Genomic DNA, 25540 nt, shown 5'->3' on the forward strand with positions numbered 1-25540 from the left:
CTGTAATTACAATGCCATATATATGGAACCGCTTTGCTGTTCAATCTTATGTTTTAAAGATAAATTTATCAGAACTGCCTGCAAAAGTCCAAAAGGCATGTTCAAAGCCTCCAGCAATCCATCTGCAGATCGCGGTCCATCCTGCAGAAGGCGGAGAACCGCCTCCTCTTCAGCCGTCAACGCATTATCTTCCCGCTCTGGTTCGGGCATGCGTCGGCGGCTGTCCGGATATTCCTCGCCGATCTGGCGCGCATCGCTGAGCAGACGCGCATAACCGCAGCGAATGAGCTCATTGCAGCCCTCGCTGCGGGTCGAGCCGAGCGGGCCTGGCACCGCGAATACATCCCGGTTCATCTCGAGAGCCTGCTCCGCCGTAATGAGGGAGCCGCTCCTCGAAGCGGCCTCCACAACGACGGTTCCGAGACTGAGTCCGGCAATGATGCGGTTGCGCTGCGGGAACATGCCGGGATGAACCGGGGTCCCGATCGGATATTCCGAGAGCAGCAGGCCGTCGCGGGCGATCCGTCTGTACAGCGGCCGGTTCTCCGGCGGGTATGCCGTATCGACCGGCGTCCCCAAGACGGCGATCGTACCGCAGCCGGCATCAAGGGCAGCCTGATGAACGATGCCGTCAATGCCCTTGGCCATGCCGCTGACGACGGTAAAGCCCTGCCGGGCGATTCCTCCGGCAAGCGCTGAAGCGGCCTGCCTGCCGTAGACGCTCGGGTTGCGGGTGCCTACAACGGATAGGCAAGGGGTGCTCATCAGGCGCCGATCTCCGATTCCGTACAGTACCCACGGCGGCTGAGGAATCTGCCTCAGCAGCTCCGGATAATCCGAATCGAGCGGTGTCAGCCTCCAGCCTCCTTGGTCGGCTAGGGCGGCTTCCCATGCCGGCTCGATATCTCCGGTCCAGCGTCGGCAGAATTCCTCGGCAGGCTGCGCCCTGATGCCAAGGCGCATCAGCTTGTCAGCAGCCATCGTCTCCTTCAAGCTCAGGCGGGACATCAGAACCTTGTTGACCGATGCCCAGCCGATGCCTGGAGTCTCGCTCAGCGTCACGATGAATTTTCGGATAAGCGGTTCGTTGTCATGATTAGGGAGCCAAGTCACCATCTGGCGGATTCGTCCTCTCGCAATAAGGATCGGCCGGCTCCGCGCTCCTTCCTATTGTGGGGCACAAGAATGGAGATTGCAAGCGCAGGCGGACCGGCAAAACAAAAGGCAGCCTTCCCCAACCCCTAACGGGTCGAAGAAGGCTGCCTGCCTTCAGCTAACTGATTTGATTCAGTGGGTTTTGCATTTCTCCAGAAGGCCTTGCTCTTCCAGAACGCCGACGAGAGTCGAACCCATGTCGGACGGAGTCGGAGCAACCTTGATGCCGCAAGCTTCCAGCGTCGCGATTTTTTCCGCTGCCGTTCCTTTGCCGCCGGAGATAATGGCGCCTGCATGGCCCATGCGTTTTCCCGGAGGAGCCGTCGCGCCGCCGATGAAGCCTACTACCGGCTTCTTCATGTTGGCTTTGACCCACTCGGCCGCTTCTTCCTCGAGCCGTGCCGCCGATCTCCCCGATCATGATGACCGCATAGGTGTCGGGATCTTCATTGAACAGGTTCAGGATGTCGATGAACTCGGATCCTTTGACCGGGTCGCCGCCGATGCCTACAGCCGTCGATTGGCCGATGCCGCGGGTCGTCAGCTGATGGACCGCTTCGTAAGTCAGCGTTCCCGAGCGGGAAACGACGCCTACATGGCCTTTTCTGTGGATGTATCCCGGCATGATGCCGATCTTGATCTCGTCCGGCGTAATGACGCCTGGGCAGTTAGGTCCGATCAGGCGGGTTTTCTTGCCTTCCATGTAACGCTTCACGCGCACCATGTCCAGAACCGGAATGCCTTCCGTAATGCAGATGACGAGGTCAAGCTCCGCCTCTACCGCTTCCAGGATGGAGTCGGCCGCGAATGCCGGCGGCACGTAGATGACGGATACCGTCGCGCCCGTGTCGGCAACCGCTTCGCGAACGGAATTGTAGACCGGCAGCGATTTCGTCTCGCCGTTTTCAAGCGTGATGTCGACGGACGTGCCGCCTTTGCCAGGAGTTACGCCGCCAACCATCTGGGTGCCGTATTCAAGAGCGCCCTTCGTGTGGAACAGACCGGTTTGGCCGGTAATGCCCTGGGTGATCACTTTGGTGTCTTTGTTGATCAAAATGCTCATCGCAAATTCACATCCCCTAACAGAATTCGTATCTGCAGCCCCAAGGGCATTATTTTACGAGCGCAACGATTTTTTGGGCGCCGTCGGACATGCTGTCCGCCGCGACCAGATTCAGGCCCGATTCGTTCAGAATCTTCTTGCCGAGCTCTACGTTCGTGCCTTCCAGGCGGACGACAAGCGGACGCTCCAGACCAAGCTCGCGCGCAGCCGCGACAACGCCTTCGGCGATGACGTCGCAGCGCATGATGCCGCCGAAAATATTGACGAAGATGCCTTTGACGTTGGCGTCGGAAAGCAGGATTTTGAAGGCTTCCGTTACTTTCTCCTTCGTCGCGCCGCCGCCTACGTCCAGGAAGTTCGCAGGGTCGCCGCCGTAGTGCTTGATGATGTCCATCGTCGCCATGGCAAGGCCTGCGCCGTTGACCATGCAGCCGATGTTGCCGTCCAGAGCGATGTAGCTCAGGTCGTATTTGGAAGCTTCGATTTCTTTCGCGTCTTCCTCTTCGAGGTCGCGCAGCGCCAGGATGTCCTTGTGGCGGAACAGGGCGTTGGAATCGAAGTTCAGCTTGGCGTCGAGGGCCATGACGTTGCCGTCACCCGTAACGACGAGCGGATTGATCTCGGCGATGGAGCAGTCCTTGTCCACAAAAGCGGTATAAAGCGCTGTCATGAACTGAACCGCCTTCCGGACCAATTCCTTCGGGATATTGATCGCATAAGCGAGGCGTTGCGCCTGGAATGGCAGCAGGCCTACAGCCGGATCGATGACTTCCTTGATGATTTTCTCCGGGGAATGCTCGGCGACTTCTTCAATCTCCGTGCCGCCCTCTTCGGATGCCATCATGACGACGCGGCCCGTAGCGCGGTCGACAACGACGCCGACATAGTATTCTTTCTTGATGTCGCAGCCTTGCTCGATCAAGAGGCGCTTGACTTCCTTGCCTTCCGGACCCGTCTGGTGGGTAACGAGCGTCTTGCCGAGAATCTCGGACGCGTATGCGCGGACCTCGTCCAGGTTTTTCGCAACCTTGACGCCGCCTGCCTTGCCGCGGCCGCCCGCATGGATCTGTGCCTTGACAACTACGACGGAAGTGCCAAGTTCCTTGGCGGCTTCGACAGCCTCGTCTACCGTGAAGGCGACTTTGCCTTCAGGTACGGCTACCCCGTATTGTTTCAAGACTTCTTTGCCTTGATACTCATGAATATTCATTCACGACATCCTCCAATCCTCTGACTCAGGTGGAACAGCTGGGAAACTATCAAACAAACATCTGTCATTATAACACAATCGAAGCAAGCCTTCCTGCAAAATAATCTTTATCATGTAAATTATTTTTTGATTTTGCCGCGCATGGCAACGATCGATCCAAATGTTGACAAATTTCGTCGGCATGCCTATCCTGTAGCTAACAAGTTTGTTTACAGATGGAATGTGAGGAAGCACCTTCGCCGTCTTATTTCGGGAGGTGTTTTTTTGTCATGCCTTACAGCAAATGCATAAGCGCGAGCGTGCTCGGCGTCGACGGCAAAAGCATTACCGTGGAGGTCGATCTGTCCAGCGGACTGCCTCAAGTGAATCTGGTCGGCCTTCCCGATCCATCCGTCCGCGAATCGGTGGAGCGAGTCCGCGCCGCCATGCGGAATTCCGGCTTCAAATTCCCGCTGGAAAGAGTGACGGTGAACCTCGCGCCCGCCGATCTGCGCAAGGAAGGGACGGCTTTCGATCTGGCTATCGCGGCTGCGATCCTTACGGCCAGCGGACAGATGGAGGCCGATGCCTTCGACGGCATGCTCGTCATCGGCGAGCTCGCCCTCAACGGCGGGCTTCGTCCCGTGCCCGGCGTGCTGCCCATGGTCGAGGAAGCGCGGACACGCGGCCTGCGGCGCGTGCTCCTGCCTCCCGACAACGCCTGCGAAGCCGCGCTCGTAGGCGGCATGGACATCTATGCGGCGGCCGACCTTGCTTCCCTGGCTGGCTGCGGAGGAAGCGGAGAAGGCTGGAATCGGCTTGCCTGGCATCCTTCAGCCGGAAATCCATCGCCTGGAGAGACTGCCTCCAGCGGCGAAGGGACAGCAGCTCCTGACTACGCCGACGTATTCGGTCAGCATCATGCCAAGCGCGCGCTGATGATCGCCGCCGCCGGCAGGCACAATCTGCTGCTGAGCGGACCGCCTGGAACCGGCAAGACGATGCTCATCCGCCGTCTGCCCGGCATTCTCCCTCCCATGAGCGAGGAAGAGGCGCTTGAAGTGACCAAAATCTTCAGCGTCTCCGGCAAGCTCGCCGCCTCAGGCTCCCTCATTGCGGAGCGTCCATTCCGCACTCCGCATCATACGATTTCCACCGGCGGCCTTATCGGCGGCGGCTCCATCCCCCGTCCCGGCGAGGCGACGCTCGCCCATCGAGGCGTCCTCTTTCTCGACGAGCTGCCGGAGTTCCCCCGCTCCGTGCTCGAGGTGCTGCGCCAGCCGCTCGAGGATCGGGAAGTGACCATAGCCAGAGCACGAGCGGTGTTCCGCTTCCCGGCTCATTTTCAGCTGGCCGCCTCGATGAATCCCTGCCCGTGCGGACAGCATGGCTCCGACGTTCCGGGGCAGCGCGGCTGCATCTGTTCTCCGGTGCAGATCGCCCGCTACCGCTCGCGGATATCAGGCCCGCTGCTCGACCGGATCGACCTGCTCGTCGAGGTTCCTCGGCCGCAGCATGCCGATGCCATGCAGGCCGGCATGAGCACCGCGGACATGAAAAACTTGATCGCTGGCGCTGTTAGACGCCAGAAGGATAGAGAGCAGGAGACGGGCGTAGCGTGGAACGGCGATCTGGCGGGCAAAGCGCTGAAGCATGCCGCCCCCCTTCAAGCCGAAGGAGCCCGCCTGCTTCAGCAAGCCTACGACCGGCTCGGAATCAGCCTGCGCGCCCATGAGCGGATCTTGAAGCTCGCGCGCACGATCGCTGACGTGGAAGGCTCATCGCAAATCCTAACGGCTCATGTCGCTGAAGCGATTCAATACCGCAGGCTGGAGCTATGAGGACTCTCACCCCATTGGCAGGCTTCGGAGCCAGGAGGACTCCCAACCCATTGGCATGCTTCAAAAGGAACAGGTATAATCAGTTCATATTGGAGGGGATAGGTATCATCAACACGGAAACGATTCATTCCAGCAGCCGCCGCTTCCGCTCCGCCCTGGATTCTGTTCGGAGGCATGAGTTCAAAAGCGCGCAGCTGGGAAGCAACGACTATCCCAGAGGCGCATCGAGCGACGCGTCGCTGCTGCTCGGCATCTACCTGCTGAACGAACACGGGGTCGATTGCGACTATGTGGCCGCATCCGACAGCAGCGGCTCCAGCCATGCCTGGCTGGAGCATGAGGGCCTCTTCATCGACATTACGGCCGACCAGCTGCCGGGCATGCAAGGCAAGGTCGTTGTCGGAGAGGACCATCCCGTACATAGCCTTTTCATCGAAGCGGGCCGAAGCCGCATCAGCGAAAATGACCTCAGCGACCTCGCCGATGATTATGATATCGTGATGGCGGGAATGATCTAAAGCCATCAAGGCCTGGAAAAGCCGGTCCGATGGTCATGAAACCGCAAGGCAAATCCGATGAGCCTTGAAACAGCAAGGCGAGTCCGATTAAGCTTGAAACAGAGAGGCAAATCCGATGAACCTTGAAGCAGACAGCAAGGCCGATCCTGATGCCAGGATCGGCCTTTTTCGTTTAGAATTGCAGCCAGGCCAAGTCAAAAGGCATTTCGTACATAAGTGACCTCGATCGGCCTTATGCCGGCAGGATCAAGCGTAACGGCAGCCGCATCAAAGCGGACCGTCTTCTCCTGCCACCCCTTTTGACTCAAATACTGGCGGGCGATCTTACGTACCTTAAGCTGCTTGCGGGCGTCGATCGATTCCAGCGCGGTTCCGAACCGGCTTCCCTGCCGCAGAGAACGGACTTCCGTCACGACGAGGGATCCGCCTTCAACGGCAATAATATCCAGCTCCCCCTCCCGGCAGCGCCAATTGCGCTCCAGCAGCCTGAAGCCGCCGGCTTCCATCCATTGAGCGGCTGCATCCTCTCCGATCCTTCCAGAGAGGCTCCTCGCAGCTCCGATGCGCGTGCCCGCCTTTCGGGACTTGTCCGGCTCGGCGTTTCCGGGTCCGTTCTTCATGCGCTGTCCCCCGCCTCGCGGTCAGCCCGATAGAGAAAGCTGAGAATTTCGGCGACCAGGCCGTACAGCTCGGGGGGAATCTGCTGGTCCAGATCCAGCTTGGACAGTACCTCCACGAGCGAGCGGTCCTCCTGCACCGGCACTCCGTTCTCCCGAGCCCGCTGCAGGATTTCGTCGGCCAAATGTCCGGTTCCCTTCGCCACGATGACCGGGGCTCCGCCTTCCAGCGGATCGTACTTGAGCGCGACAGCCTTTTTCTTCTCTTGCACGGGCTCTTCCGTTCCCGGACTTCCATATTTGCGCTCATCCTCGCTCATACCCTTAGATCAACTCCCTTGTACGGCTCTGCAGATGCAAGAGCCGCATCGGAAAGATTCATCTTCTTCTCCGCTACCTTGCGCTCTTCCGGATGGACGACTTTCATGCCGAGAAGACGATAGCCCGAAGCACGCAGCAGCTCGGCCAACGCCGTCTTTCCGGCATCGGCCAGCAGCGGAACGGCAGGATGGCCGTTGAACACCGTCAGGCTGACGACTTTGTCCGCGACTGCCACGTCAACGACCGTGTCCCCGATCACATCCATTCTCAGGTCGAAAAGGAGCCGGCAGTTGGATGCATCCAAACCGCCCTTTGCATTTCGTCTCGACTGCACATGCACGGAAGCAGTCTGACCGCCGTTAGCCGTTTGCAGAGGAATCTGTAACGTGAGCTGCGAGAAAAACGTTCCGCTGCGCTCCGGCGACAGCATCAGCTGCTGCCCGGTAATATGCTGCAGCAGCTGCTGGGCCGGGTCCTTTACCGCCGGCGGCAAGTCCGCCGACTGCAGCAGCGAGAGCAGCGCGGACTTGATTGTCGCCGTTTCCGGAACCGCCGCCTCCCTGGCGCCGGGCGCCAAGGCCGGAAGGCCTGGTTCTCCGTGAACGGGACCGGCAAGCAGTCTCGCCGGCCCTTCCGCTGCAGGCTTTCCATTCGCCGGGGAAACATCCGTTTCGGCAGCAGCCCGTTCGCTTCCATGCACACCTTGCGCGCCCGATTTCAACTGATTCGCTTTGGCGTCGGCTGGTTCCACGGCTGATGCGGCGTTCATCGATATGGCAGCCTTCGGACCGCCAGCTTTCTCCCGGCTATCCACGGCATCCAGCATACCGGATGCAGACGGCCCCTGCTTTCCCTCTGGTGGAGCAGCAGCAGACGGCCCCTGCTTTCCCTCTGGAGGAGCAGCAGCAGACGGCCCCTGCTTTCCCTCTGGAGGAGCAGCAGCAGACGGCGCCTGCTTTCCCTCTGAAGGAGCAGCAGCAGTTTCCTTGCCGCCGCCTGCTGCTCCCACTCCCTTGTCCACCATATCTGATGGGATCTGCGGCGCTCCTCCTGAAGCTGTTGATGTCATGGAAGCTGAGCTATGCGGAGCAAGGGCAGAGCTGCGCTCCATGAGTCCCGTCTGGACGTCCACGCTTCCGGCCAGCGGCGTACGGACCGTGCTTCCGGCAGACCGCTCCGCCGACAGCTGGTTCCGCAGCTGATTCTCGTGGCCTGCTCCCAGCCAATCCAGCATTTTACGCGCCCAGTTCCGGGCCGGTTCGGCTGGTTGGTTTTCTTGCTCCATCAGAGCCGAATCGGCATCGGTTCCGTTGATTTGTTCTGCATGCGGTCTTGCTCCCTCAGCTTGGAGCAGCTTCCCTTCGACATTCGCCGTCTTGGCGGGTTGAATGAGCTCTTCGGCCTGTGCATGCACACCTTGTTGATCTCCTGCTGCAGGTTTTATCGGGCTTATATCTGCGGTATCCGCCGTTGTTTCCTGAGCCGCTTTCACGTCCGGGGACAAAGCGGCTTTCAAATCAGCGGGCAGGTTGGATTTCATGCTGCCGCTGTCCGCCGGCAGGTTGGATTTCATGCTGCCGCTGTCCGTCGGCAGGTTGGCAAGTTCATTGGCATCCGGCCAGCTTCCGCTGCCGCCCAGCAGCTCCAGCAAGCGGGTGGCGTTGAGCTTAGCGGCCCCGTCCTCTCCGGATGCATGTTCGGTCATTGCTTTTAATGCCGATGACAATTGCTCCAAAAGCTCGTGCACAGACGGACCGGATTGGATCTGCCGCAGCGACGATACCGTCGCTTCCGTCATCGGCAACCCCCGCTGAATGGCGACCGCGGCAGCTTTCAGCCATAACTGCGGATTCTCGCCTTCCGGCATGAATTCGGCCGCTTCAGCCAGCGAGCCGGCAGTCGCGCCGTCGATCGCTAGGCCCATCGCCTTCAATTCGCGCACAAGAGCTTGCCCGGCCTGTTCTTTGCCGCCAACACCGAACTTGAGCCCGAGCGACTTCCAGACTTCATCGGTCGGTTCAGAGGCCGTTTTGCCCGGCTCCTGACGTTTCAAAACCAGCTTGCCGTCCGCCGTTTCCGACTGTACCTGCAGGACAGCCGTCTGTCCTTGCTTCAAAGGCGTCTCCAACTTGGCGACGAGCTGCGTGCCGCCGATCTGCAATAGCGCTTCATTGTCCCCCATCAGCTCCACGACCTGAGCCCGGACCGTCTGGCCGGGACGCAGCTCCAGCGTGCGGCTGGCGGCTGGCTGCACGTCGCCGATCAGTTTGATGAGACTTCCGATATTCATCGTCGTTACGGCCTCCGCTCGCTTAAGTCCTAATTTCTCTGTAGTCCTTTATCGACATTTACGCGGTAAAACATAATGGTTGTAAGAGGGGAACATTTGTTCTATTCTTATTTCAAGCCAACCATTTCATCGGCCCGTCTCTATATTTCCACTTTGCATCGGTATCTGACGCATGGGAGGCTCAAGCTCCCGATCTGCGCCTTTACGGCTGCAATTTCTCTAAAGGTATCCACAGTCATCTATTCAGACAACCGAACCCGTATCAGTCGCCGCCCTGACCATCCTTACAGACGGCTGATGATCCTGGCGAAGCAGATGGACGTCTCCTAGCGAGCTGCTGATGCAGGAACCATCTGAGCTTCGGGAACCCGACGTCATCCGAAGCATCGCACAGAAGCTGATACGGGAGATTTCCTCTCGGACGGTGTTAGTTCGGACGGCCGAATGCGGACTGAATGGCCGAATTCCTGCTCCTTCGCCGGATAGAACCTTATCTGGCGTTATCGGCAAATATGAAAGCAAATCATGCCGACTCAAAAAATCAAAAAACCCTTGCGTTCCCGCAAGGGTCGGATCGGTCTAAAACAGCGCCAGCTGCTCCTCCGGCAAAATCTTGCCGAGGAAAGAACGCCGGTGGAGCGGGCTTGGTCCGTGCTCGATCAGCATGGAGCGGTGATGCCTGGTCGCGTAGCCTTTATGTACGGCAATCCCGTAAGCCGGATAATGCAGGTCCCATATCTCCTTGCAGAGACGGTCGCGTGTCACTTTGGCCAGGATGGATGCCGCCCCGATGCTCTGGCTCACCGCATCGCCATGAATAATGGCCGTTTGCGGAAAGTCCAGATCGACGGTCTCCGCATCGACCAGCAGATGGCAAGGCCGTACGCCGAGCGACTCCACCGCCTGCTTCATCGCCAGACGCGATGCTTGGCGGATGTTGATGCGGTCGATCGTCTCGGAATCGATCCTTGCGACCGCCCAGGCAACAGCCGAGTCGAGGATGACATCGTAGAGCTTTTCGCGCTTCTTCTCCGAGAGCTTCTTGGAATCGTCGACTCCGTCGAGAACGAGCCCTCGCGGCAGGATGACCGCCGCAGCGACGACATCGCCGAACAGGCAGCCCCGCCCGACTTCGTCCACGCCGCAGACATGCTCGACCCCCGACTCCCAGAGCGGCCGCTCGTAGGAGAGCAGATCACCCGGCTCGCCCGAGCCGGAAGCAGCGGATTCACCGGATTCTGTTCCTTCCTCCCATAATGAAGGGGAAGCTTCCGGATTCGGCTGATCCGCTTTGCGGCGCGGCGTCACGGCCTTGCCGGAGGCGCTGCTTCCAGCGTGAGACGTCCGAGCTTGCCGGCACGAAGCTCCCGCAGGATGATTCCGGATACCTTCTCGAGATCGATGCGGCCGCCGCTGAGCAGGCAGCCGCGGTTGCGGCCGATCTGTTCCATGACCGCGACGATCTGCATGTTGTCATCGAAATCCTCAGGCTGTTCTTCCAGACCGAATCGTTCCTGCATCTCGGGCCAGTATCTCTCTACGAGCACGCGCACGGCAAAGTACGCCACGTCTTCGATATTGAGCACCTGCTCCTTGATCGCGCCGGTCATGGCGAGCTTGTAGCCTACAAGCTGATCCTCGAACTTCGGCCACAGAATGCCCGGTGTGTCGAGAAGCTCCATCTCCGAGCCGACCTTGATCCATTGCTGCCCCTTGGTCACGCCGGGACGGTCTCCGGTGGCGGCGATATGCCTGCCGGCCAGCCGGTTGGTCAGGGTGGACTTGCCGACGTTGGGAATGCCGACAATAAGCGCGCGCATCGCACGCGGGTTCATGCCCCTGTCCAGCATGCGCTGGATTTTTTCGTGAAGGATTTCCCTGACCTTGACGGGAATCTCATTCACCCTGGATCCGGTCGAGGAATCGACGGCCAGGCTCACATACCCTTTGGAAGCAAAGTATTGCATCCACCGTTCCGTTTCGCGGGAATCGGCCAGGTCTGCCTTGTTCAGCAGGATGAGACGTGGTTTGCCCCTCAGGATGTCGTCGACCATAGGGTTGCGGCTGGACATGGGAACGCGGGCGTCGAGCAGCTCGATCGCGATGTCAATCAGCTTGAGCTTGTCTTCTATCTGCCTTCTTGCCCGCGTCATATGTCCGGGGAACCACTGAATCGTCATGCCAGCACCTCATTTGCTCTATCGTCGGTACCTTGGAAGCTTAGCTCCCTTTAGGCTAACCGTGTTTGATGATTTTCATGTCGGAAGGCGGCCAGAAAATGACGTCGGCGCGTCCGATCAGCTGCTTGTAGGGAATATAGCCGATTCTGCGGCTGTCCTCGCTGTTGCTGCGGTTGTCGCCCATCGCGAGGAAGGAGTCGGCGGGAACCGTGCCTTCGGTTACATTCTCATTAGGGAAGTTCAGTCCCGTCTGGTTCCACAGCTCGCCTTTTTTGTTCGCTTCCTCAATGGCTTGCTTCAGGTAAGGCTCGTCCTGCTTGACATCGTTGACGAAGACGTCGTCGCCCTCGACCTTGACCTTGTCGCCCGGGAGCGCGATGACCCGCTTGATGAAATCCCTTCCCTCCTGGGGAACATGGAACACGACCACTTCACCGCGATGCGGCTGCCTGATGTCGAAGATGATCTTGTTGACGATCAGCCGTTCACCCGTGTGGAAGTTAGGCTGCATGGAAGGTCCGTCGACAGCGAACGGAGCGAAGAGGAACCAGCGGATCAGCCATACGAGAATGGCCGCGATCGCCAGCGCCTTGACCCATTCAAACACTTCCTTGCGGGCTTTGCCGCCGCGCGTTGCCGCATTCTGCTCTTCTGGAAACTGCTCTTCAGCCATCTGCAGTTCAGCCTTCTTTCGTCACACGAATAGGGTAATGGTTTATGAAAAGAATCATCGAGGCGCAGAGGCCTTCAGAAAATAGCTTAAAATAACGAAAAGGGGCTTGTTTGCGGCAAGCCCCTCTTGACGTTCCATTCTTAGCGGCGAATTTCCTTGATACGGGCCGCTTTTCCGCGCAGTTCGCGCAGGTAGTACAGTTTCGCGCGACGTACTTTGCCGCGACGGGTAACTTCGATGCGGTCAATCTTAGGCGAGTTGATCGGGAACGTACGCTCCACGCCAACGCCGTAAGAAATTTTGCGGACAGTGAAAGTCTCGCTGATTCCGCCGCCGCGACGTTTGATAACAACGCCCTCGAACAGCTGAACCCGCTCACGGGAACCCTCGATAACCTTTACGTACACCTTCAGCGTGTCGCCTGGACGGAAGCTAGGCATGTCCGTGCGAAGCTGCTCTTGAGCAATCGTTTGTAAAAGATTCATGAGTTTAGTCACTCCTTCCACCATAGACGTTCATATAAGCTAACCGGCTCGCCTTGTGAGCCGGATCATGGCCGATAGAGGACCGTCCGAGTCATTAAAACAACATTTCAAATCATACCATACCCGAGCCCAGAAAACAACCTTATCTCCATGAATCGGGCCGTCAGTCAGGAAAAAGATTCCGGATCCGCTGCATTGGACTGTTGCTCCCGCAGCCATTTCCGCTCTTTGTCGGTCAGCTCCGCCGTTTCCAGCAGATCAGGCCTGCGCTGGAGTGTCCTGTGCAGCGATTGCTGGCGCCTCCAGACGTCGATGTTGCGGTGATGTCCGGAGATCAGCACCTCGGGCACATCCCAGCCGCGGAAGCTGGCCGGACGTGTATAGTGGGGGTATTCAAGCAGTCCGGTGCTGTAGGAGTCCGTAACGGCGGACGATTCGTTGCCGAGCACGCCAGGCAGCAGCCGCACGACGCTGTCGATCATGACCATCGCCGGCAGCTCGCCTCCGGTCAGCACGTAGTCGCCGATCGACAGCTCGTCGGTCACGAGATGCTCCCGGATGCGCTCGTCGTAGCCTTCGTAATGGCCGCAAATGAAAATCAAGCGATCCTCGCGCGACAGTTCTTCCGCCTTGCGCTGGCTGAACGGCTCCCCTTGCGGACACATCAGAATGACGCGCGGAGGCTTGCTCTCCGCCGCCTGAGACTCGCCGGCGTCGGCACTGGAGCCCGCGAGCAGATCCTCGACAGCCGAGAATACCGGCTCGGCCTTCAGCACCATGCCGCCGCCTCCGCCGTAAGGATAGTCATCGACGGTATTGTGCTTGTTGTTGGCATAATTCCGAAAGTTGACTGCCTGCAGCGAAACGATGCCTTTGTCCCTGGCCTTGCCGAGTATGCTCGCTCCGAACACGCCGTCGAACATTTCCGGAAACAGCGTCAAAACGTCGATGCGCATCTCCTTACATCAATCCTTCCATGAGCCGTACCGTTACTCGCTTCGCGCGCACATTCACGTCAAGCACGACGTCGTCGATGTAAGGAAGCAGCAGCTCTTTGCCGTCCTTCAGCTCAACCGCCCAGACATCATTGGCGCCGGGACGGAGAATCTCGGTCACGAGTCCGAGACTTTCTCCCTCTTCCGTGACGACTTCGGAGCCGATGATGTCCGTGTAGTAGAATTCGCCCTTTGCAAGCGGCTCGCGCTGGGAATCGGACACCTTCATCAGATATCCCTTGAACTTCTCGACCTCATTGATGTTTTCGTAGCCTTTCAGCTTGACGATGTACACGTTCTTATGGGATCTGGAGCTTTGAACCTCAACCTGAAAGCTACCGGGAGTTCCTTCCTTCTGCAAGGAAAGCCTGCTTCCCGGGGCAAAGCGCTGATCGGCAAAGTCCGTATGCGGCACGACCTTAAGCTCGCCGCGGATGCCTTGCGTATTCACGATCTCGCCGACTGTAAACCACTGATCCGCCATGCTCAGTTCCTCCTTGGATAATGACGCCGATGCGAATGATCACGACGTTCGCTCCTGGCGCCGTCAAGAAATAAATTCGGAAGCAAAAGGGCTAGGATATTCATCCTAACCCTTTTCCGAGCTTATATTCGGGAAATCCCCTTGCGGGTGAAATCCTTACTTTTGAAGTTTCTGCTCGTGGAATTTCTTGAGCACGCCTGCTTTGGAAAGCAGGTTGCGGACGGTGTCGGATGCTTGAGCTCCGGTTTGCAGCCATTTGAGGGCTTTTTCTTCGTCGATGTTCACTTGAGCCGGTTGTGCAACCGGGTTATAAGTGCCGATTTCTTCGATGAAACGGCCGTCACGCGGCGAACGGGAATCAGAAACTACCAGACGGTAGAACGGGGCTTTGTGGGCACCAATGCGTTTAAGACGGATACGTACTGCCATTATACTTCACCTCCTTGAAAGAATAAGACGTCTTCGGCTTTTCCTGGAAAGGAATCGCGCCCTGGACGTTATCGCAGGCTGAAGATCAGATCAGCCGAACGGGAATTTCATGTTTTTGCCGAGCAAGCCTTTGAGGCCTTTCATGCCGCCTTTTGGACCTTTCGGACCCATCATGGAGGAGAATTGCTTCATCATCTTGCGCATGTCGTCGAACTGCTTGATCAGCCGGTTGACTTCCGCCACCGATGTGCCGCTGCCTGCGGCGATCCGCTTGCGGCGGCTGTGGTTGAGAAGCTCAGGCTTGCGCTTCTCTTCTGTCGTCATCGACTTCACGATCGCTTCGACCCGGCCGACCTGCTTGTCGTCCACTTTGAGATCCTTCATGCCCTTCATCTTGTTCATGCCGGGCAGCATATCCATGATCTGATCCAGCGGGCCCATGCTGCGGACCTGCTCCATCTGCTCCAGAAAATCCTCGAAGGTGAACTCGGCGTTGCGCATCTTGCGCTCCATCTCGGCAGCCTTGTCGGCGTCGATGCTCGACTGCGCCTTCTCGATGAGGGAAAGCATGTCGCCCATGCCGAGAATCCGGGAAGCCATCCGTTCCGGATGGAACGGCTCCAGCGGCTCGATCTTCTCGCCGGTAGCGGCGAACTTGATCGGACAGCCCGTGACGGCTTTGACCGAGAGGGCCGCGCCGCCGCGGGTATCGCCGTCGAGCTTCGTCAGCACGACGCCGGTGAGGGCGAGCTGATCATGGAAGCTCTGAGCGACGTTGACCGCTTCCTGGCCGGTCATCGCATCCACGACTAGAAGCACTTCATCGGGCTTCGTCACTTCATGGATCTGCTTCAGCTCGTCCATGAGCGCTTCGTCGATATGAAGGCGGCCTGCGGTATCGATGATGACATAGTCCAGACCGTTCTCCTTGGCATGCTCGACGCCCTGGCGGGCGATCTCGACCGGGGAGGTCTGGTCGCCGAGACTGAACACCGGCACGCCGATGCCTCCGCCCACGACCTGCAGCTGCTTGATCGCCGCCGGGCGATAGATGTCGCCCGCCACGAGCAGCGGCTTGTGGTTGGACTTCTTCAGCATCAGGGCGAGCTTGCCGGAAGTCGTCGTCTTGCCGGCGCCTTGCAGGCCCGCCATCATGATGACCGTCGGAGGACGGTTCGCCTTGGCCAGCTTGCTCTGCGTGCCGCCCATCAGCTCCGTCAATTCCTTGTTGACGATGTCGATGATGACCATGCCCGGCGTGAAGCTCTTCTGCAGCTCCTGGCCGAGGGCGCGCTCCTTCACCTTGGCGATGAATTCCTTGACGACCTTGAAGTTGACGTCGGCTTCCAGCAGTGCGAGCCTGACCTCGCGCATGGCTTCGTTCACATCGTCTTCCGTTACCTTGCCTTTGCCCCGCAGCTTGCCGAATACGTTCTGCAGCCGGCTAGACAACCCTTCAAAAGCCATTCCCGCCACCTCCTGTCCGCTTCCATGCTTATCATGTATTTATTCCAAACCGCTCCAAGGCGGTCCTTCGTCAGTTCTCATGCTCTCCCGGCATCAACGACTCCCGGAGAGCCTCCGCGAGCTCGGCGAGCTTGGCGCCGGCGGGCGTGAGAGCGATCTCTCCAAGTCCTGCCTGCAGCTCGTCCAGCAGCCTGGACGCCGAGAGCGAGCGGGACAGCAGTCCGAGCTTCGCCTCGTAATCCTCCAGCAGCGCCGCGCCGCGCTTGACATGCTCATACACCGCTTGGCGGCTGACGCCGAGCTCGGCAGCGATCTCTCCGAGCGAGAAATCGTCGAGGAAATAATAAGTCAGGATGGAGACCTGCTTCTCCGTAAGCAGCAGACCGTACAGATCGAACAGCATGTTGATCCGCGTCGTCTTCTCCAGCGCGTCGCGCTGATCGGCAGCCATCGGCAGCAGCTCCTTCCAGATCCTGCAGGCCGGCCGCCGCCGGTCATCCTGCGTTAGCGAAGCTTATCATAACCTACGCCGGAGCAGGTGTCAAGCTTTTGACCTTGTCAGCAATCAGGCTATTGCTCCGGACCGGACTCCTGATCCCGGATAAGCCCCGCGAACAACGCATGCACGAACTGCTCGGAGTCGAATTGCTGGAGGTCCTCCATCTTCTCGCCGAGGCCGACGAATTTGACGGGAAGGTCCAGCTCATGGCGGATCGCGATGACGATCCCGCCCTTGGCCGTGCTGTCGAGCTTCGTCAGCACGAGGCCGGTCACGCCGCTCTTCTCGCCGAACATCTTGGCCTGGCTGAGCGCGTTCTGCCCCGTATTGGCGTCAAGAACGAGCAGCACCTCATGCGGAGCTCCCGGAATCTCGCGCTGGATGACGCGGAAGATCTTGTTCAGCTCTTCCATCAGGTTGCTCTTGTTCTGCAGCCTGCCCGCCGTGTCGCACAGAAGCACGTCCGCCTTGCGCTGCTTGGCCGCCTGGACGGCGTCATACATGACCGCAGCCGGATCGGAGCCCGCCTGCTGGCGGATGACGTCCACGCCGACGCGCTGGCCCCACACTTCCAGCTGCTCGATCGCGCCGGCCCGGAATGTGTCGCCGGCCGCCATCAGAACCGATTTCCCTTCGCTCTTGAACTTATGGGCGAGCTTGCCGATCGTCGTCGTTTTGCCGACGCCGTTGACCCCGACGAACAGAATGACCGTAATCCCTTCGTCCGCCATGCGCAGCTCGCTGCCGTTGTCGCTGCCGAGCAGTCCGATCAGCTTCTCCGACAGCACCGGCTGCAGCTGTGCGGCATCCTCGATCTTGCGCTTCTTCACCTCGGAGCGCAGGTCGTCGATCAATTCCATGACGGTATTGACGCCGACATCCGCGCTGATGAGTATTTCCTCCAGCTCCTCGTAGAAATCCTCGTCGATCTTTTTCCTGCGGGTGATGAGCTCCTCCACCCGTTCCACAAGAGCTGTGCGGGTTTTGGACAGCCCGTCCTTGAATATCGTCGTGACCGACTCCGTCTTGGAGGCGATGCTTTCTCTAAGCTTCTTGAAAAATCCCATGCCGTCTCCTCCGGTCCTTCATCATTCTATAGTCGAGGCGGGCAGCCATGCGGCTGCCGACCTTTCTTGGGCCATTCAGGCCGATACGGCCGCATCCTCGTCCTCAAGCCGCACCGATACGAGCTTGGAGACGCCGCCCTCCTCCATCGTGACGCCGTAAAGCACGTCCGCTTCCTCCATCGTGCCTTTGCGGTGGGTGACGACGATGAACTGGGTCAGCTCCGAGAACTCCCGCAAATACTGGGCGAAGCGGGCGACGTTGGCCTCGTCGAGCGCCGCCTCCACCTCATCGAGCACGCAGAACGGAACGGGCTTGACCTGAAGGATGGCGAACAGCAGCGCGATCGCGGTAAGCGCCCTCTCGCCGCCGGAGAGCAGCTGCAGGTTCTGCAGCTTCTTGCCCGGAGGCTGGGCTACGATGTCGATGCCGGTCTCGAGCACCCGTTCAGGATCGACGAGCACCAGATCGGCGCGTCCTCCTCCGAACAGCTTGGAGAATACGACGACGAAGTGGCGGCGAATCTCCTCGAAGGTGATTCGGAAGCGCTTCGACATCTCCTCGTCCATCTCTCGGATGACTTCATAGAGAGTCGCCTTCGCCTCGACCAGATCCAGCCTCTGGGCATCCAGAAATTCATAGCGTTCCCGAACCCGCTGGTACTCTTCGATGGCGCCGAGGTTGACTTCGCCGAGCGAGGCGATGCGCCGCTTCAAGTCGCGCACCGCCGTCTGCACTTCGGCGGCTTCTCCCGCCATGGAATAGCGGGTTTTGGCCAACTCGTAGCTGAGGCCGTATTCCTCGCTCAGCTTGCGGAGAAGGTTGTCCAGCTCCACATCGAGCCGGTTGACGGCGATTTCCGTCTGCCGGAGCTGCTCCTCGACGCGCTTCAGTCCGCTGCGCTGCTCGCGGGTTTCGCTTTCGCCCAGCTCAAGCTCCTTGCTCTTGTCCGCGCGCGCCGATCGCTTGAGATCCGTCTGCGCGGAGCATTCCTCCTTGCGCAGCCGCAACCGGTTGAGCTCCTCGATCTGCTTCACCGACTCGGCTTCGAGAGACTCCTGCTCTTGAAGCCGGTCGCGCAGGGCAGCCTCCAGGGAGGCCGCTTCCGACCGCGCCCTTCCGCTGTCGCCCTTGATCCGGTTCAGCACATCCTGCACGGCAAGCCGCTCCTGGTCCGCCTTCGCGACCTGGATCTTGAGATCGGTCAGCTGCCCCTGCAGCTCCTCCTTGGCCGACTCGCTCGCCTTGCGCCGCTGCTCCGCCATCGCGATCGCTTCCTGCAGGCCCGCTTCGCGTATGCCCAGCTCATCCAGCCGGCTCGCGGCTTCCGCTGCGGCCTGGTCCAGCTGGCGCAGCTCCTCTTCATTGCCGCTGCGGTCGGAACTGAAGACCGCGCCTTGTTCGGCAAGCGCTGCAGCCTCGCTCGTGACATGCTGCAGCTCCGTGCGCCGCTGCTGCTCCTGCACGTTCAGCCGCTCCGCCGTCTCCCGATGCTCGTCCCGAGTTTGGGCGGCGATCGACGCTTCCTTGCGCAAGTCCGACTGTTCCCCCCGAAGCCGATCGATCTGCTTCTGCATGTCGGAGGCTTCCATGTCCAGCTGCTCGATCTGCCGCTGGCGGCCGAGCAGGCTTGCGCCTTTCTTCTGGAGACTGCCCCCGGTCATGGAACCGCCGGCATTGACGACGTCGCCTTCCAGCGTCACGACGCGGAAGCGGTAGCCGCAGCGGGCTGCGATCCGGTTCGCACATTCCAGATTCTCGGCCAGAAGCACGTTGCCGAGCAGATTGTTCACGATATTCTCGTATCGCGGCTCGCAGCCGACCAGCTCGGCGGCAACGCCGATGTAGCCTTCCATCGATGCGGCCTGGCGCTTGTCCTGCTCGGGCACCGATCTCCCCTTGATCACATCGAGGGGAAGGAACGTCGCCCTTCCAAGCTGACGCTGCTTCAGGAATGTGATAGCCGCGCGCGCCGTCCGTTCGTCCTGCATGACGACATGCTGCAGCGCTCCGCCCAGAGCCGTCTCGACGGCGGTCTCGATCCGCTGCGGCACCCGGACGAGCTCGGCTACGGCACCGTGCACGCCTTCGAGTCCTCCGGAAGAGCGCCGCGCAGCCTTGAGCACCTCGCGGACGCCGTGCATGAAGCCGTCGAGCGCATCCTGCATTTCCTTCATCGTATCCCGGCGCGAGGTGAGCGCCTCCAGCCGCTGCTCCCATTTGCGCAAGGCGGAACCGGCTTCCTCCTGCAGACGCTGGATTTCCTGGACCCGCTGGGATTGCTGTATGTATTGGTTCCGAACGGACTCCAGCTCCTGCACCGTCCCCTTGAGCGAGAGCTCCAGCTCGGCCCTGCGGCTCTCCAGCCGCTCCGAACTCTCCTGCCATTTGCCCTCTTCGCCGCCAAGACGATCCATTCGGCGCTGGAGCGATTCCTTCTGCTGCTCGGAATAGCGGATTTCGTTGCGCAGCTGGGCCATCGTGCTCAGCACTTCCAGCAATTCGCCCTTGAGCGATTCGCCCGCTTCGGTCGACGTGCCCCCGGCGACTCCCGCCAGGCGGCCTTCTTCTCCCTGCATGCGGCTGCGGAGATCGATGAGGACAGCCTCCAAGGCGCTTGCCTTGGCCCGGATCTCCTCTTCCTCCGCGGCCATCTGCTCTTGGCGGCCGCGCAGCGATTCCAGCGATTGCTCCAGCTGGACCCTGTTGCCGTCCAGATTGCGGCGGCGCTCCTTGAGCACCTCGCCATACCCTTCGCATTTCTCGTAATCCTCGCTGTACTGCAGCATCGCCGCATGCAGCTCCTCCAGCTGCGATTCCAGCTCCCGCAGCTGCATGCGGTCCTTCTCGAGCAATGCATCATGCTTGCTGACGACAGAGGACAGCTCCAGCTCCTCCTTGCGGAGAACTTCGAGCTTCGCATTGTTCTCGTTCCAGCCTTGATGCACCTGGTCGATCTGATGGACATACAAGCCGATCTCGCTGCTCTTGAGCTCTTCCTTGAGAGCCTTGAACTGGATCGCCCGCTCCGACTGCTCCCGCAGCGGCTCGACCTGATCCTCCAGCTCCGAGACGAGGTCGTAGATGCGCAGCAGGTTGCTCTCGGTGTCGTCCAGCTTGCGCTGGGCTTCCCGCTTGCGGGATTTGTACTTCACGATGCCGGAGGCTTCCTCGAAGATGCCGCGCCGGTCCTCCGAACGGGTGCTGAGGATTTCCTCGATGCGGCCCTGGCCGATGATGGAATAGGCTTCCTTGCCGATGCCCGTATCCATGAACAGTTCCGTAATATCCTTGAGCCGGCAGGACTGGCGGTTGATCATGTATTCGCTGTCGCCGCTCCGGTGCACGCGCCTGGTCACCGTCACTTCCTGATGCTCGAGCGACAGCGTGCCGTCCGAGTTGTCCAGCGTAAGCGAGACCTCGCCGTAATTGACCGCCTTGCGGGCATCGCTTCCGGCGAAGATGATGTCCTCCATCTTGCCGCCGCGCAGGCTTTTGGCGCTCTGCTCGCCGAGCACCCACCGGATGCCGTCGGAAATATTGCTCTTGCCGCTGCCGTTAGGACCGACGACGGCGGTAATGCCGCGCACAAACTCCATTTCGGTTTTGTCCGCAAAGGATTTGAAGCCCGATAATTCAATCCGTTTCAACAACATGGATAGCGGTTCACCTCTTGTGGCTATTGTACCATACGGCAGGGCGGCTGGTCAGCGTGCTTGATGCATGGGCGCCTTCCATAGACAATAAAAAAAGCCCGGGCACCTGAAATGACGGTGCCGGGCCCTGGATGGCTGGCGGTGCTAATCGGCCTGCGGCTCCGAAACAGCCTGCCAAGCCTCCTCAGCGGCCTTTTGCTCCGCTTCCTTCTTGGTGCGTCCGATGCCCCGCCCGCGAATCTCCTCGCCGACAAGGACATGAACGACGAACTCCCGGTCATGGGCCGGACCGCGCTCCTCGGCAACGCGATACTCAACGCCGCCAAGGGAAAGGTTCTGCACGCGCTCCTGCAGCTTGGACTTGTAATCCTTGCCGGAGAGGCCCTCATTGCCTTCCAGCCTGGCGAACATCACCCGGCGGAGAAAGTCCCTGACCGCGTCGACCCCGGCGTCCAAATAAAGCGAGCCGACAAACGCTTCGAACAGATCGGCCAGCAGCGCAGGGCGCTGCCTGCCGCCAAGCTGCTCTTCGCCTTTGCCCAGACGGACGAACGAGCCGAAATCAAGCCGCTCGGCGAATCTGGCCAGCGAAGGCTCGCAGACGATCGCCGCCCGCATCCGGGTGAGATCCCCTTCCGGGCGCTCGGGATAAGTCTGGAACAGATGCTCGGACACGAGCAGCTGAAGCACGGCGTCGCCTAGAAACTCGAGCCTTTCATTATCTTCGGTTACGGTATCGCGATGTTCGTTCACGTAAGAAGTATGCGTGAAGGCCTGTCTGAGCAGCTGGGGTTTGGCGAAGGCGAGGCCTAGCTGGCGCTGCAGGTCCTGGAATCGCTCACGCTTCATATTTCTTCATGATGATCGTCGCGTTGTGGCCTCCGAATCCGAAGGAGTTGGACAGCGCCGTGCGGACATCCGCCTGGCGCGGAACGTTGGGCACGTAGTCCAGATCGCATTCCGGATCCTGATTGTCGAGGTTGATCGTCGGAGCGATGACTCCGTTCTGCAGCGTCAGCGCCAGGATGACCGCCTCAACGCCGCCTGCGGCGCCGAGCAGATGTCCCGTCATCGACTTGGTGGAGCTGACGGCGACTTTGTAGGCATGCTCTCCGAACGTATTCTTGATCGCCGTCGTCTCGGATTTGTCGCCGACCGGCGTCGACGTGCCGTGCGCATTGATATAATCGATGCTCTCCGGCTCCAGCTTGGCGTCGCGCAGCGCCATCTTCATGCAGCGGGCCGCTCCGTCCGGATCCGGCTCCGTCATATGATGGGCGTCTCCGCTCATGCCGTAGCCGATCACTTCCGCATAGATATGGGCTCCTCGCGCCTCGGCATGCTCCATGGATTCCAGGATCAGGACGCCTGCGCCTTCGCCCATGACGAATCCGTCGCGGTCGACATCGAATGGACGGCTTGCCTTCTGCGGCTCGTCATTGCGTACCGACATGGCGCGCATGGAGCAGAAGCCGGCCATCGCCATCGGGCGGATCGTGGATTCCGCGCCGCCGCAGATCATGACATCGGCGTCGCCGCGCTGGATCATCTTGAACGAATCCCCGATCGTATGGGTACCCGTCGCGCATGCCGTTACCACGGTCGTATTGGGACCCTTGGCGCCGGTTGCCATCGATACTTGGCCGGAAGCCATGTTCGCGATCATCATCGGAATGAAGAACGGGCTGACGCGCTTAGGCCCTTTCTCCAGCAGCACGCTGTGCTGGTCTTCCCAAGTGCCGAGGCCCCCGATGCCGGAGCCGACCATGACCCCTGTGCGCTCGGCATCGCTGTTCTCGCCGATGCGCAGGCCGGAGTCTTCGACAGCCTTGAGGCTCGCCACGACAGCCAGCTGGACGAAGCGGTCCATGCGGCGCGCTTCTTTCCGGTCGAGACCGTAGCTCTCCGGGTCGAAGCCTTTGATTTCGGCCGCGATCTTGGTCGGGTATTCGGAAATATCGAATGATTCGATTTCCGATACGCCGGATTTGCCTTCCATCAGGCTGCTCCAGAACTGCTCTTTGTTGTCGCCAAGGGCAGTCAATACGCCCAAGCCTGTTACTACCACTCGTTTATTCATTCAATTCACCTCGGAGAACGGCAATGTGGACGGCTCGTCTTGCGCCGTCTTGCAACTATATCTATCCATCAGCATACGGGCCGTGCGCCGCTTCGTAGCGGGCTTGACCATCGCAGCTGCAGCATGCAGGTTAGTGAGTTCGGATATGGCGCCTCGGTCCCGATCCGGGACGAGCGCATGTGCGGATAACGTTTGGAGAATCAGGGAGAGAATGGCCGCCGATCAAACGGCTTGAAGGGGCCGCGGGATAATCATGCGGTGATGAAGAGAGAAGTCCCGTCGTGAAACGGGACTCTCGTGGACAATTACGTATGAGATTGTATGTAATTGACTACTTCTCCCACCGTCGTGATCTTCTCCGCATCTTCATCAGAGATTTCCAGGTCGAATTCATCTTCAAGCTCCATGACGAGTTCAACGACGTCTAACGAGTCAGCGCCGAGGTCATCCTTGAAAGAAGCTTCGAGGGTAACTTCCGCCTCGTCTACGCCAAGACGATCCACTACGATGCGTTTGACGCGATCCACTACTTCGGACATCCGGTTCACCTCCTCCATGGTATTATACGAGAATCCAATTTAAAATGCCAGACCGCAAACGTTTCCTTGCCGCCGGCGGCCGCTTTCCGCCCGGAAGGCCAGGACAGCCCCGGTCTGTCGGCTTGCCCCGTCCCGCCAGGCGCGTGGAATGCCCGCCGATCGCCGGCAGCGACTTATCATTGCCCGAATGCTGTCATTACATGTACATGCCGCCGTCGACATGCACCGTCTGGCCGGTCATATAAGAAGCCTCCGACGACGCCAGGAAACGGACGGCAGCCGCGATATCCTCCGGCTTGCCGAGACGGGCGAGCGGAATGCCGCCCATCATGGAGCCTTTGACGTCCTCGGGAAGCTTGTCCGTCATTTCCGTCTCGATGAAGCCCGGAGCGATGCAGTTCACCGTAATTCCGCGCGAGCTCAGCTCGCGGGCGGCGGACTTGGTGAGGCCGATGACGCCGGCCTTGGCGGCGACGTAGTTGGCCTGACCCGGATTTCCCATCGCTCCGACAACGGAAGAAATGTTGATGATCCGGCCCGAACGCTGCTTCATCATCGGACGGGTAACGGCTTTGATGCCGTTGAAGACGCCCTTCAGATTCGTTTCGATGACCTGGTCGAACTCCTCTTCCTTCATCCGCATGATCAGGTTGTCGCGCGTGATGCCGGCGTTGTTGACGAGGATGTCGAGCTTCCCGAAGGCGTCCAGGACGGACTTGACCATTTCGTCGAACTCGGCGGCCTTGCCTACGTTGGCTTTGAGGATCACCGCTTTGCGGCCGAGGGCTTCGATAGCGGCTGCCGTTTCCGCAGCCGCCGCCTCGCTGCCGGAATAATTGACCGCGACGTCGGCGCCGGCCTCTGCCAGAGCGATCGCGATCGCGCGGCCGATGCCGCGGGAAGCGCCTGTCACGAGGGCCGTGCGGCCCGTCAAATCTGCAAACATGGCGTGTTCCTCCTATCTAAATGACTGCTGATGCTGCCGACGCAGGCATGAGCCTGACGCCGCTGCAAGCTGTATTCTAGGCAAGCTCCTGAATCGCGGCCGCAAGCGAATCGGCGCCGTTCACGTTGATGACGCGAGCTCCGCGGTCCGTCTTCTTGATGAGCCCCGCCAGGACGGTGCCCGATCCGATCTCGACGAATGTGTCCACACCCTCGGCGATCAGCATCCGGACCGTATCTTCCCACAGCACGGGAGAATAGACCTGCTCCACCAGCAGCCTGCGGATGTCGACGGCCGCCTGCACGGCTGCCGCGTTCACATTGGCGACGACAGGATACTGCGCGTCCTTGAACTCCACCTGCTCCAAAACCTCGGCCAGCCGCACGGCTGCAGGCTTCATCAGGGAGGAATGGAAGGGGCCGCTCACTTCGAGCGGAATCGCCCGCTTGGCTCCGGCCTCCTTGACCCTCTCTACAGCTGCCGCAACGCCCTCTGCGCTGCCCGACACGACGATCTGTCCCGGACAGTTGACGTTGGCCAGCTCCACCGGCTTGCCTTCGGCCGTGATCGAAGCGCACAGCTCCGCAAGCGGTCCGCGCTCGGCGCCGAGGACGGCCGCCATGGCTCCCTGTCCTCCAGGAACGGCCTGCTCCATGAACTCGCCTCTGGCGCGAACGGTGCGGACCGCATCGGCGAAGCCGAGCGAGCCTGCGGCCACCAGCGCACTGTATTCGCCAAGGCTGTGGCCCGCGGCATAAGCCGGCATAATGCCGGACTCCCGAAATGCTTCCAGAAACGCCACGCTCGTCGTCAGCAGCGCGGGCTGCGTGTTGGCCGTCTGCTTGAGAGCCTCGTCAGGGCCGTTGAATATGATATCGGACAGCGGGAAGCCCAGTGCCGCGTCGGCTTCGTCGAATACGGCTTTGGCGCGGGCATTGGACTCGTACAGATCCCGTCCCATGCCGACTGCCTGAGCTCCCTGCCCCGGAAATACAAACGCGATTTTGCTCAAAGATGCTCCTCCGATCAAATGGTTTCCTTCACGGAA

Annotated in this window: 23 protein-coding genes and 1 pseudogene; 2 read left to right on the forward strand and 22 right to left on the reverse strand. The window is 59.9% G+C overall.

Annotation, left to right across the window (positions count from 1 at the left end; all coding sequences use genetic code 11):
• Window positions 1-6: 6 nt before the first annotated feature.
• The 3 genes and pseudogenes from dprA to sucC form a co-directional block, all read right to left on the reverse strand.
• The gene (gene dprA / locus AC06G8_RS12940; RefSeq protein ID WP_447661179.1) at window positions 7-1116 is read right to left on the reverse strand and encodes a DNA-processing protein DprA; all 1110 of its coding nucleotides are present in this window, start codon (window positions 1114-1116) and stop codon (window positions 7-9) included.
• Between the two features lie 171 nt (window positions 1117-1287).
• Window positions 1288-2218: pseudogene (gene sucD / locus AC06G8_RS12945) on the reverse strand (succinate--CoA ligase subunit alpha).
• Between the two features lie 49 nt (window positions 2219-2267).
• A complete protein-coding gene (gene sucC / locus AC06G8_RS12950) occupies window positions 2268-3428 on the reverse strand; it encodes an ADP-forming succinate--CoA ligase subunit beta (protein WP_021879141.1) in 1161 nt (386 codons plus the stop codon).
• Window positions 3429-3697: 269 nt separating this feature from the next.
• On the opposite strand from sucC, the gene AC06G8_RS12955 reads away from it, so the two are divergent.
• Both AC06G8_RS12955 and AC06G8_RS12960 read left to right on the forward strand, forming a co-directional pair.
• Complete coding sequence (locus AC06G8_RS12955) at window positions 3698-5248, forward strand: YifB family Mg chelatase-like AAA ATPase (RefSeq protein ID WP_447661180.1); 1551 nt, start codon at window positions 3698-3700, stop codon at window positions 5246-5248.
• A gap of 50 nt (window positions 5249-5298) precedes the next feature.
• The gene (locus AC06G8_RS12960) at window positions 5299-5766 is read left to right on the forward strand and encodes a hypothetical protein (protein WP_447661181.1); all 468 of its coding nucleotides are present in this window, start codon (window positions 5299-5301) and stop codon (window positions 5764-5766) included.
• 194 nt (window positions 5767-5960) lie between these two features.
• Here the strand turns inward: AC06G8_RS12960 and AC06G8_RS12965 are convergent, their stop codons facing one another.
• From AC06G8_RS12965 to fabD, 19 genes are all read right to left on the reverse strand, one after another.
• Window positions 5961-6386 (reverse strand): YraN family protein, encoded by a 426-nt coding sequence (locus AC06G8_RS12965; protein WP_447661182.1) that lies wholly within the window; start codon window positions 6384-6386, stop codon window positions 5961-5963.
• On the reverse strand, window positions 6383-6703 hold the full coding sequence (locus tag AC06G8_RS12970) for an EscU/YscU/HrcU family type III secretion system export apparatus switch protein (protein WP_447661183.1): 321 nt from the start codon (window positions 6701-6703) through the stop codon (window positions 6383-6385). Before AC06G8_RS12970 ends, AC06G8_RS12965 begins: the two co-directional genes overlap by 4 nt.
• Window positions 6700-8994: a hypothetical protein gene (locus AC06G8_RS12975; protein ID WP_447661184.1), complete on the reverse strand. Its 2295-nt coding sequence runs from the start codon at window positions 8992-8994 to the stop codon at window positions 6700-6702. Before AC06G8_RS12975 ends, AC06G8_RS12970 begins: the two co-directional genes overlap by 4 nt.
• A 579-nt stretch (window positions 8995-9573) precedes the next feature.
• The gene (locus AC06G8_RS12980; protein WP_447661658.1) at window positions 9574-10188 is read right to left on the reverse strand and encodes a ribonuclease HII; all 615 of its coding nucleotides are present in this window, start codon (window positions 10186-10188) and stop codon (window positions 9574-9576) included.
• Window positions 10189-10298: 110 nt separating this feature from the next.
• Window positions 10299-11174: a ribosome biogenesis GTPase YlqF gene (ylqF, locus tag AC06G8_RS12985; protein ID WP_447661185.1), complete on the reverse strand. Its 876-nt coding sequence runs from the start codon at window positions 11172-11174 to the stop codon at window positions 10299-10301.
• A 55-nt stretch (window positions 11175-11229) separates the two neighbouring features.
• Window positions 11230-11847 carry a signal peptidase I gene (lepB, locus tag AC06G8_RS12990; protein WP_447661186.1) on the reverse strand — a complete coding sequence of 206 codons (618 nt, stop codon included), beginning with the start codon at window positions 11845-11847 and terminating at the stop codon, window positions 11230-11232.
• Window positions 11848-11987: 140 nt separating this feature from the next.
• Window positions 11988-12332, reverse strand: coding sequence for a 50S ribosomal protein L19 (gene rplS, locus AC06G8_RS12995; protein ID WP_447661187.1), 345 nt, complete (start codon window positions 12330-12332; stop codon window positions 11988-11990).
• Between the two features lie 167 nt (window positions 12333-12499).
• A complete protein-coding gene (gene trmD, locus AC06G8_RS13000) occupies window positions 12500-13288 on the reverse strand; it encodes a tRNA (guanosine(37)-N1)-methyltransferase TrmD (RefSeq protein WP_447661188.1) in 789 nt (262 codons plus the stop codon).
• Between the two features lie 4 nt (window positions 13289-13292).
• Window positions 13293-13811 (reverse strand): ribosome maturation factor RimM, encoded by a 519-nt coding sequence (gene rimM / locus AC06G8_RS13005; RefSeq protein ID WP_447661189.1) that lies wholly within the window; start codon window positions 13809-13811, stop codon window positions 13293-13295.
• A 156-nt stretch (window positions 13812-13967) separates the two neighbouring features.
• Window positions 13968-14240 (reverse strand): 30S ribosomal protein S16, encoded by a 273-nt coding sequence (rpsP, locus tag AC06G8_RS13010; RefSeq protein WP_048748695.1) that lies wholly within the window; start codon window positions 14238-14240, stop codon window positions 13968-13970.
• A 90-nt stretch (window positions 14241-14330) separates the two neighbouring features.
• Window positions 14331-15707 (reverse strand): signal recognition particle protein, encoded by a 1377-nt coding sequence (gene ffh, locus AC06G8_RS13015; protein WP_447661190.1) that lies wholly within the window; start codon window positions 15705-15707, stop codon window positions 14331-14333.
• A gap of 70 nt (window positions 15708-15777) precedes the next feature.
• Window positions 15778-16158, reverse strand: a complete 381-nt coding sequence (ylxM, locus tag AC06G8_RS13020) for a YlxM family DNA-binding protein (protein WP_447661191.1) — start codon at window positions 16156-16158, stop codon at window positions 15778-15780.
• A 119-nt stretch (window positions 16159-16277) separates the two neighbouring features.
• On the reverse strand, window positions 16278-17273 hold the full coding sequence (gene ftsY / locus AC06G8_RS13025; RefSeq protein WP_447661192.1) for a signal recognition particle-docking protein FtsY: 996 nt from the start codon (window positions 17271-17273) through the stop codon (window positions 16278-16280).
• A gap of 75 nt (window positions 17274-17348) precedes the next feature.
• Window positions 17349-20927 (reverse strand): chromosome segregation protein SMC, encoded by a 3579-nt coding sequence (gene smc, locus AC06G8_RS13030; RefSeq protein WP_447661193.1) that lies wholly within the window; start codon window positions 20925-20927, stop codon window positions 17349-17351.
• A gap of 144 nt (window positions 20928-21071) precedes the next feature.
• Window positions 21072-21776: a ribonuclease III gene (gene rnc / locus AC06G8_RS13035; RefSeq protein ID WP_447661194.1), complete on the reverse strand. Its 705-nt coding sequence runs from the start codon at window positions 21774-21776 to the stop codon at window positions 21072-21074.
• Window positions 21766-23007, reverse strand: a complete 1242-nt coding sequence (gene fabF / locus AC06G8_RS13040) for a beta-ketoacyl-ACP synthase II (protein WP_447661195.1) — start codon at window positions 23005-23007, stop codon at window positions 21766-21768. The genes rnc and fabF overlap by 11 nt, the downstream gene beginning before the upstream one ends.
• Window positions 23008-23312: 305 nt before the next feature.
• Entirely contained in the window at window positions 23313-23546 is a 234-nt protein-coding gene (acpP, locus tag AC06G8_RS13045; protein WP_021880976.1) for an acyl carrier protein, read from the reverse strand.
• Window positions 23547-23742: 196 nt separating this feature from the next.
• On the reverse strand, window positions 23743-24492 hold the full coding sequence (gene fabG, locus AC06G8_RS13050; protein WP_447661196.1) for a 3-oxoacyl-[acyl-carrier-protein] reductase: 750 nt from the start codon (window positions 24490-24492) through the stop codon (window positions 23743-23745).
• A 76-nt stretch (window positions 24493-24568) separates the two neighbouring features.
• Window positions 24569-25504, reverse strand: coding sequence for an ACP S-malonyltransferase (fabD, locus tag AC06G8_RS13055; RefSeq protein ID WP_447661197.1), 936 nt, complete (start codon window positions 25502-25504; stop codon window positions 24569-24571).
• Between the last annotated feature and the right edge of the window lie 36 nt (window positions 25505-25540).

The sequence above is a fragment of the Paenibacillus sp. SJS-P3 genome (assembly GCF_056711585.1).

What these genes read in the sequence shown, in the direction of transcription:
- ylqF (WP_447661185.1), bottom strand. Translation starts at nt 11,174, where the DNA reads ATGACGATTCAGTGGTTCCCCGGACATATGACGCGGGCAAGAAGGCAG.
- AC06G8_RS12970 (WP_447661183.1), bottom strand. Translation starts at nt 6,703, where the DNA reads ATGAGCGAGGATGAGCGCAAATATGGAAGTCCGGGAACGGAAGAGCCC.
- fabG (WP_447661196.1), bottom strand. Translation starts at nt 24,492, where the DNA reads ATGTTTGCAGATTTGACGGGCCGCACGGCCCTCGTGACAGGCGCTTCC.
- ftsY (WP_447661192.1), bottom strand. Translation starts at nt 17,273, where the DNA reads ATGGGATTTTTCAAGAAGCTTAGAGAAAGCATCGCCTCCAAGACGGAG.
- rpsP (WP_048748695.1), bottom strand. Translation starts at nt 14,240, where the DNA reads ATGGCAGTACGTATCCGTCTTAAACGCATTGGTGCCCACAAAGCCCCG.
- AC06G8_RS12975 (WP_447661184.1), bottom strand. Translation starts at nt 8,994, where the DNA reads ATGAATATCGGAAGTCTCATCAAACTGATCGGCGACGTGCAGCCAGCC.
- ffh (WP_447661190.1), bottom strand. Translation starts at nt 15,707, where the DNA reads ATGGCTTTTGAAGGGTTGTCTAGCCGGCTGCAGAACGTATTCGGCAAG.
- AC06G8_RS12955 (WP_447661180.1), top strand. Translation starts at nt 3,698, where the DNA reads ATGCCTTACAGCAAATGCATAAGCGCGAGCGTGCTCGGCGTCGACGGC.
- lepB (WP_447661186.1), bottom strand. Translation starts at nt 11,847, where the DNA reads ATGGCTGAAGAGCAGTTTCCAGAAGAGCAGAATGCGGCAACGCGCGGC.
- dprA (WP_447661179.1), bottom strand. Translation starts at nt 1,116, where the DNA reads ATGGTGACTTGGCTCCCTAATCATGACAACGAACCGCTTATCCGAAAA.
- AC06G8_RS12965 (WP_447661182.1), bottom strand. Translation starts at nt 6,386, where the DNA reads ATGAAGAACGGACCCGGAAACGCCGAGCCGGACAAGTCCCGAAAGGCG.
- fabF (WP_447661195.1), bottom strand. Translation starts at nt 23,007, where the DNA reads ATGAATAAACGAGTGGTAGTAACAGGCTTGGGCGTATTGACTGCCCTT.
- ylxM (WP_447661191.1), bottom strand. Translation starts at nt 16,158, where the DNA reads ATGGCTGCCGATCAGCGCGACGCGCTGGAGAAGACGACGCGGATCAAC.
- acpP (WP_021880976.1), bottom strand. Translation starts at nt 23,546, where the DNA reads ATGTCCGAAGTAGTGGATCGCGTCAAACGCATCGTAGTGGATCGTCTT.
- rnc (WP_447661194.1), bottom strand. Translation starts at nt 21,776, where the DNA reads ATGAAGCGTGAGCGATTCCAGGACCTGCAGCGCCAGCTAGGCCTCGCC.
- smc (WP_447661193.1), bottom strand. Translation starts at nt 20,927, where the DNA reads ATGTTGTTGAAACGGATTGAATTATCGGGCTTCAAATCCTTTGCGGAC.
- rimM (WP_447661189.1), bottom strand. Translation starts at nt 13,811, where the DNA reads ATGGCGGATCAGTGGTTTACAGTCGGCGAGATCGTGAATACGCAAGGC.
- trmD (WP_447661188.1), bottom strand. Translation starts at nt 13,288, where the DNA reads ATGCGCATCGACGTTTTGACGCTGTTTCCGGAAATGTTCGACGGCGTG.
- rplS (WP_447661187.1), bottom strand. Translation starts at nt 12,332, where the DNA reads ATGAATCTTTTACAAACGATTGCTCAAGAGCAGCTTCGCACGGACATG.
- sucC (WP_021879141.1), bottom strand. Translation starts at nt 3,428, where the DNA reads ATGAATATTCATGAGTATCAAGGCAAAGAAGTCTTGAAACAATACGGG.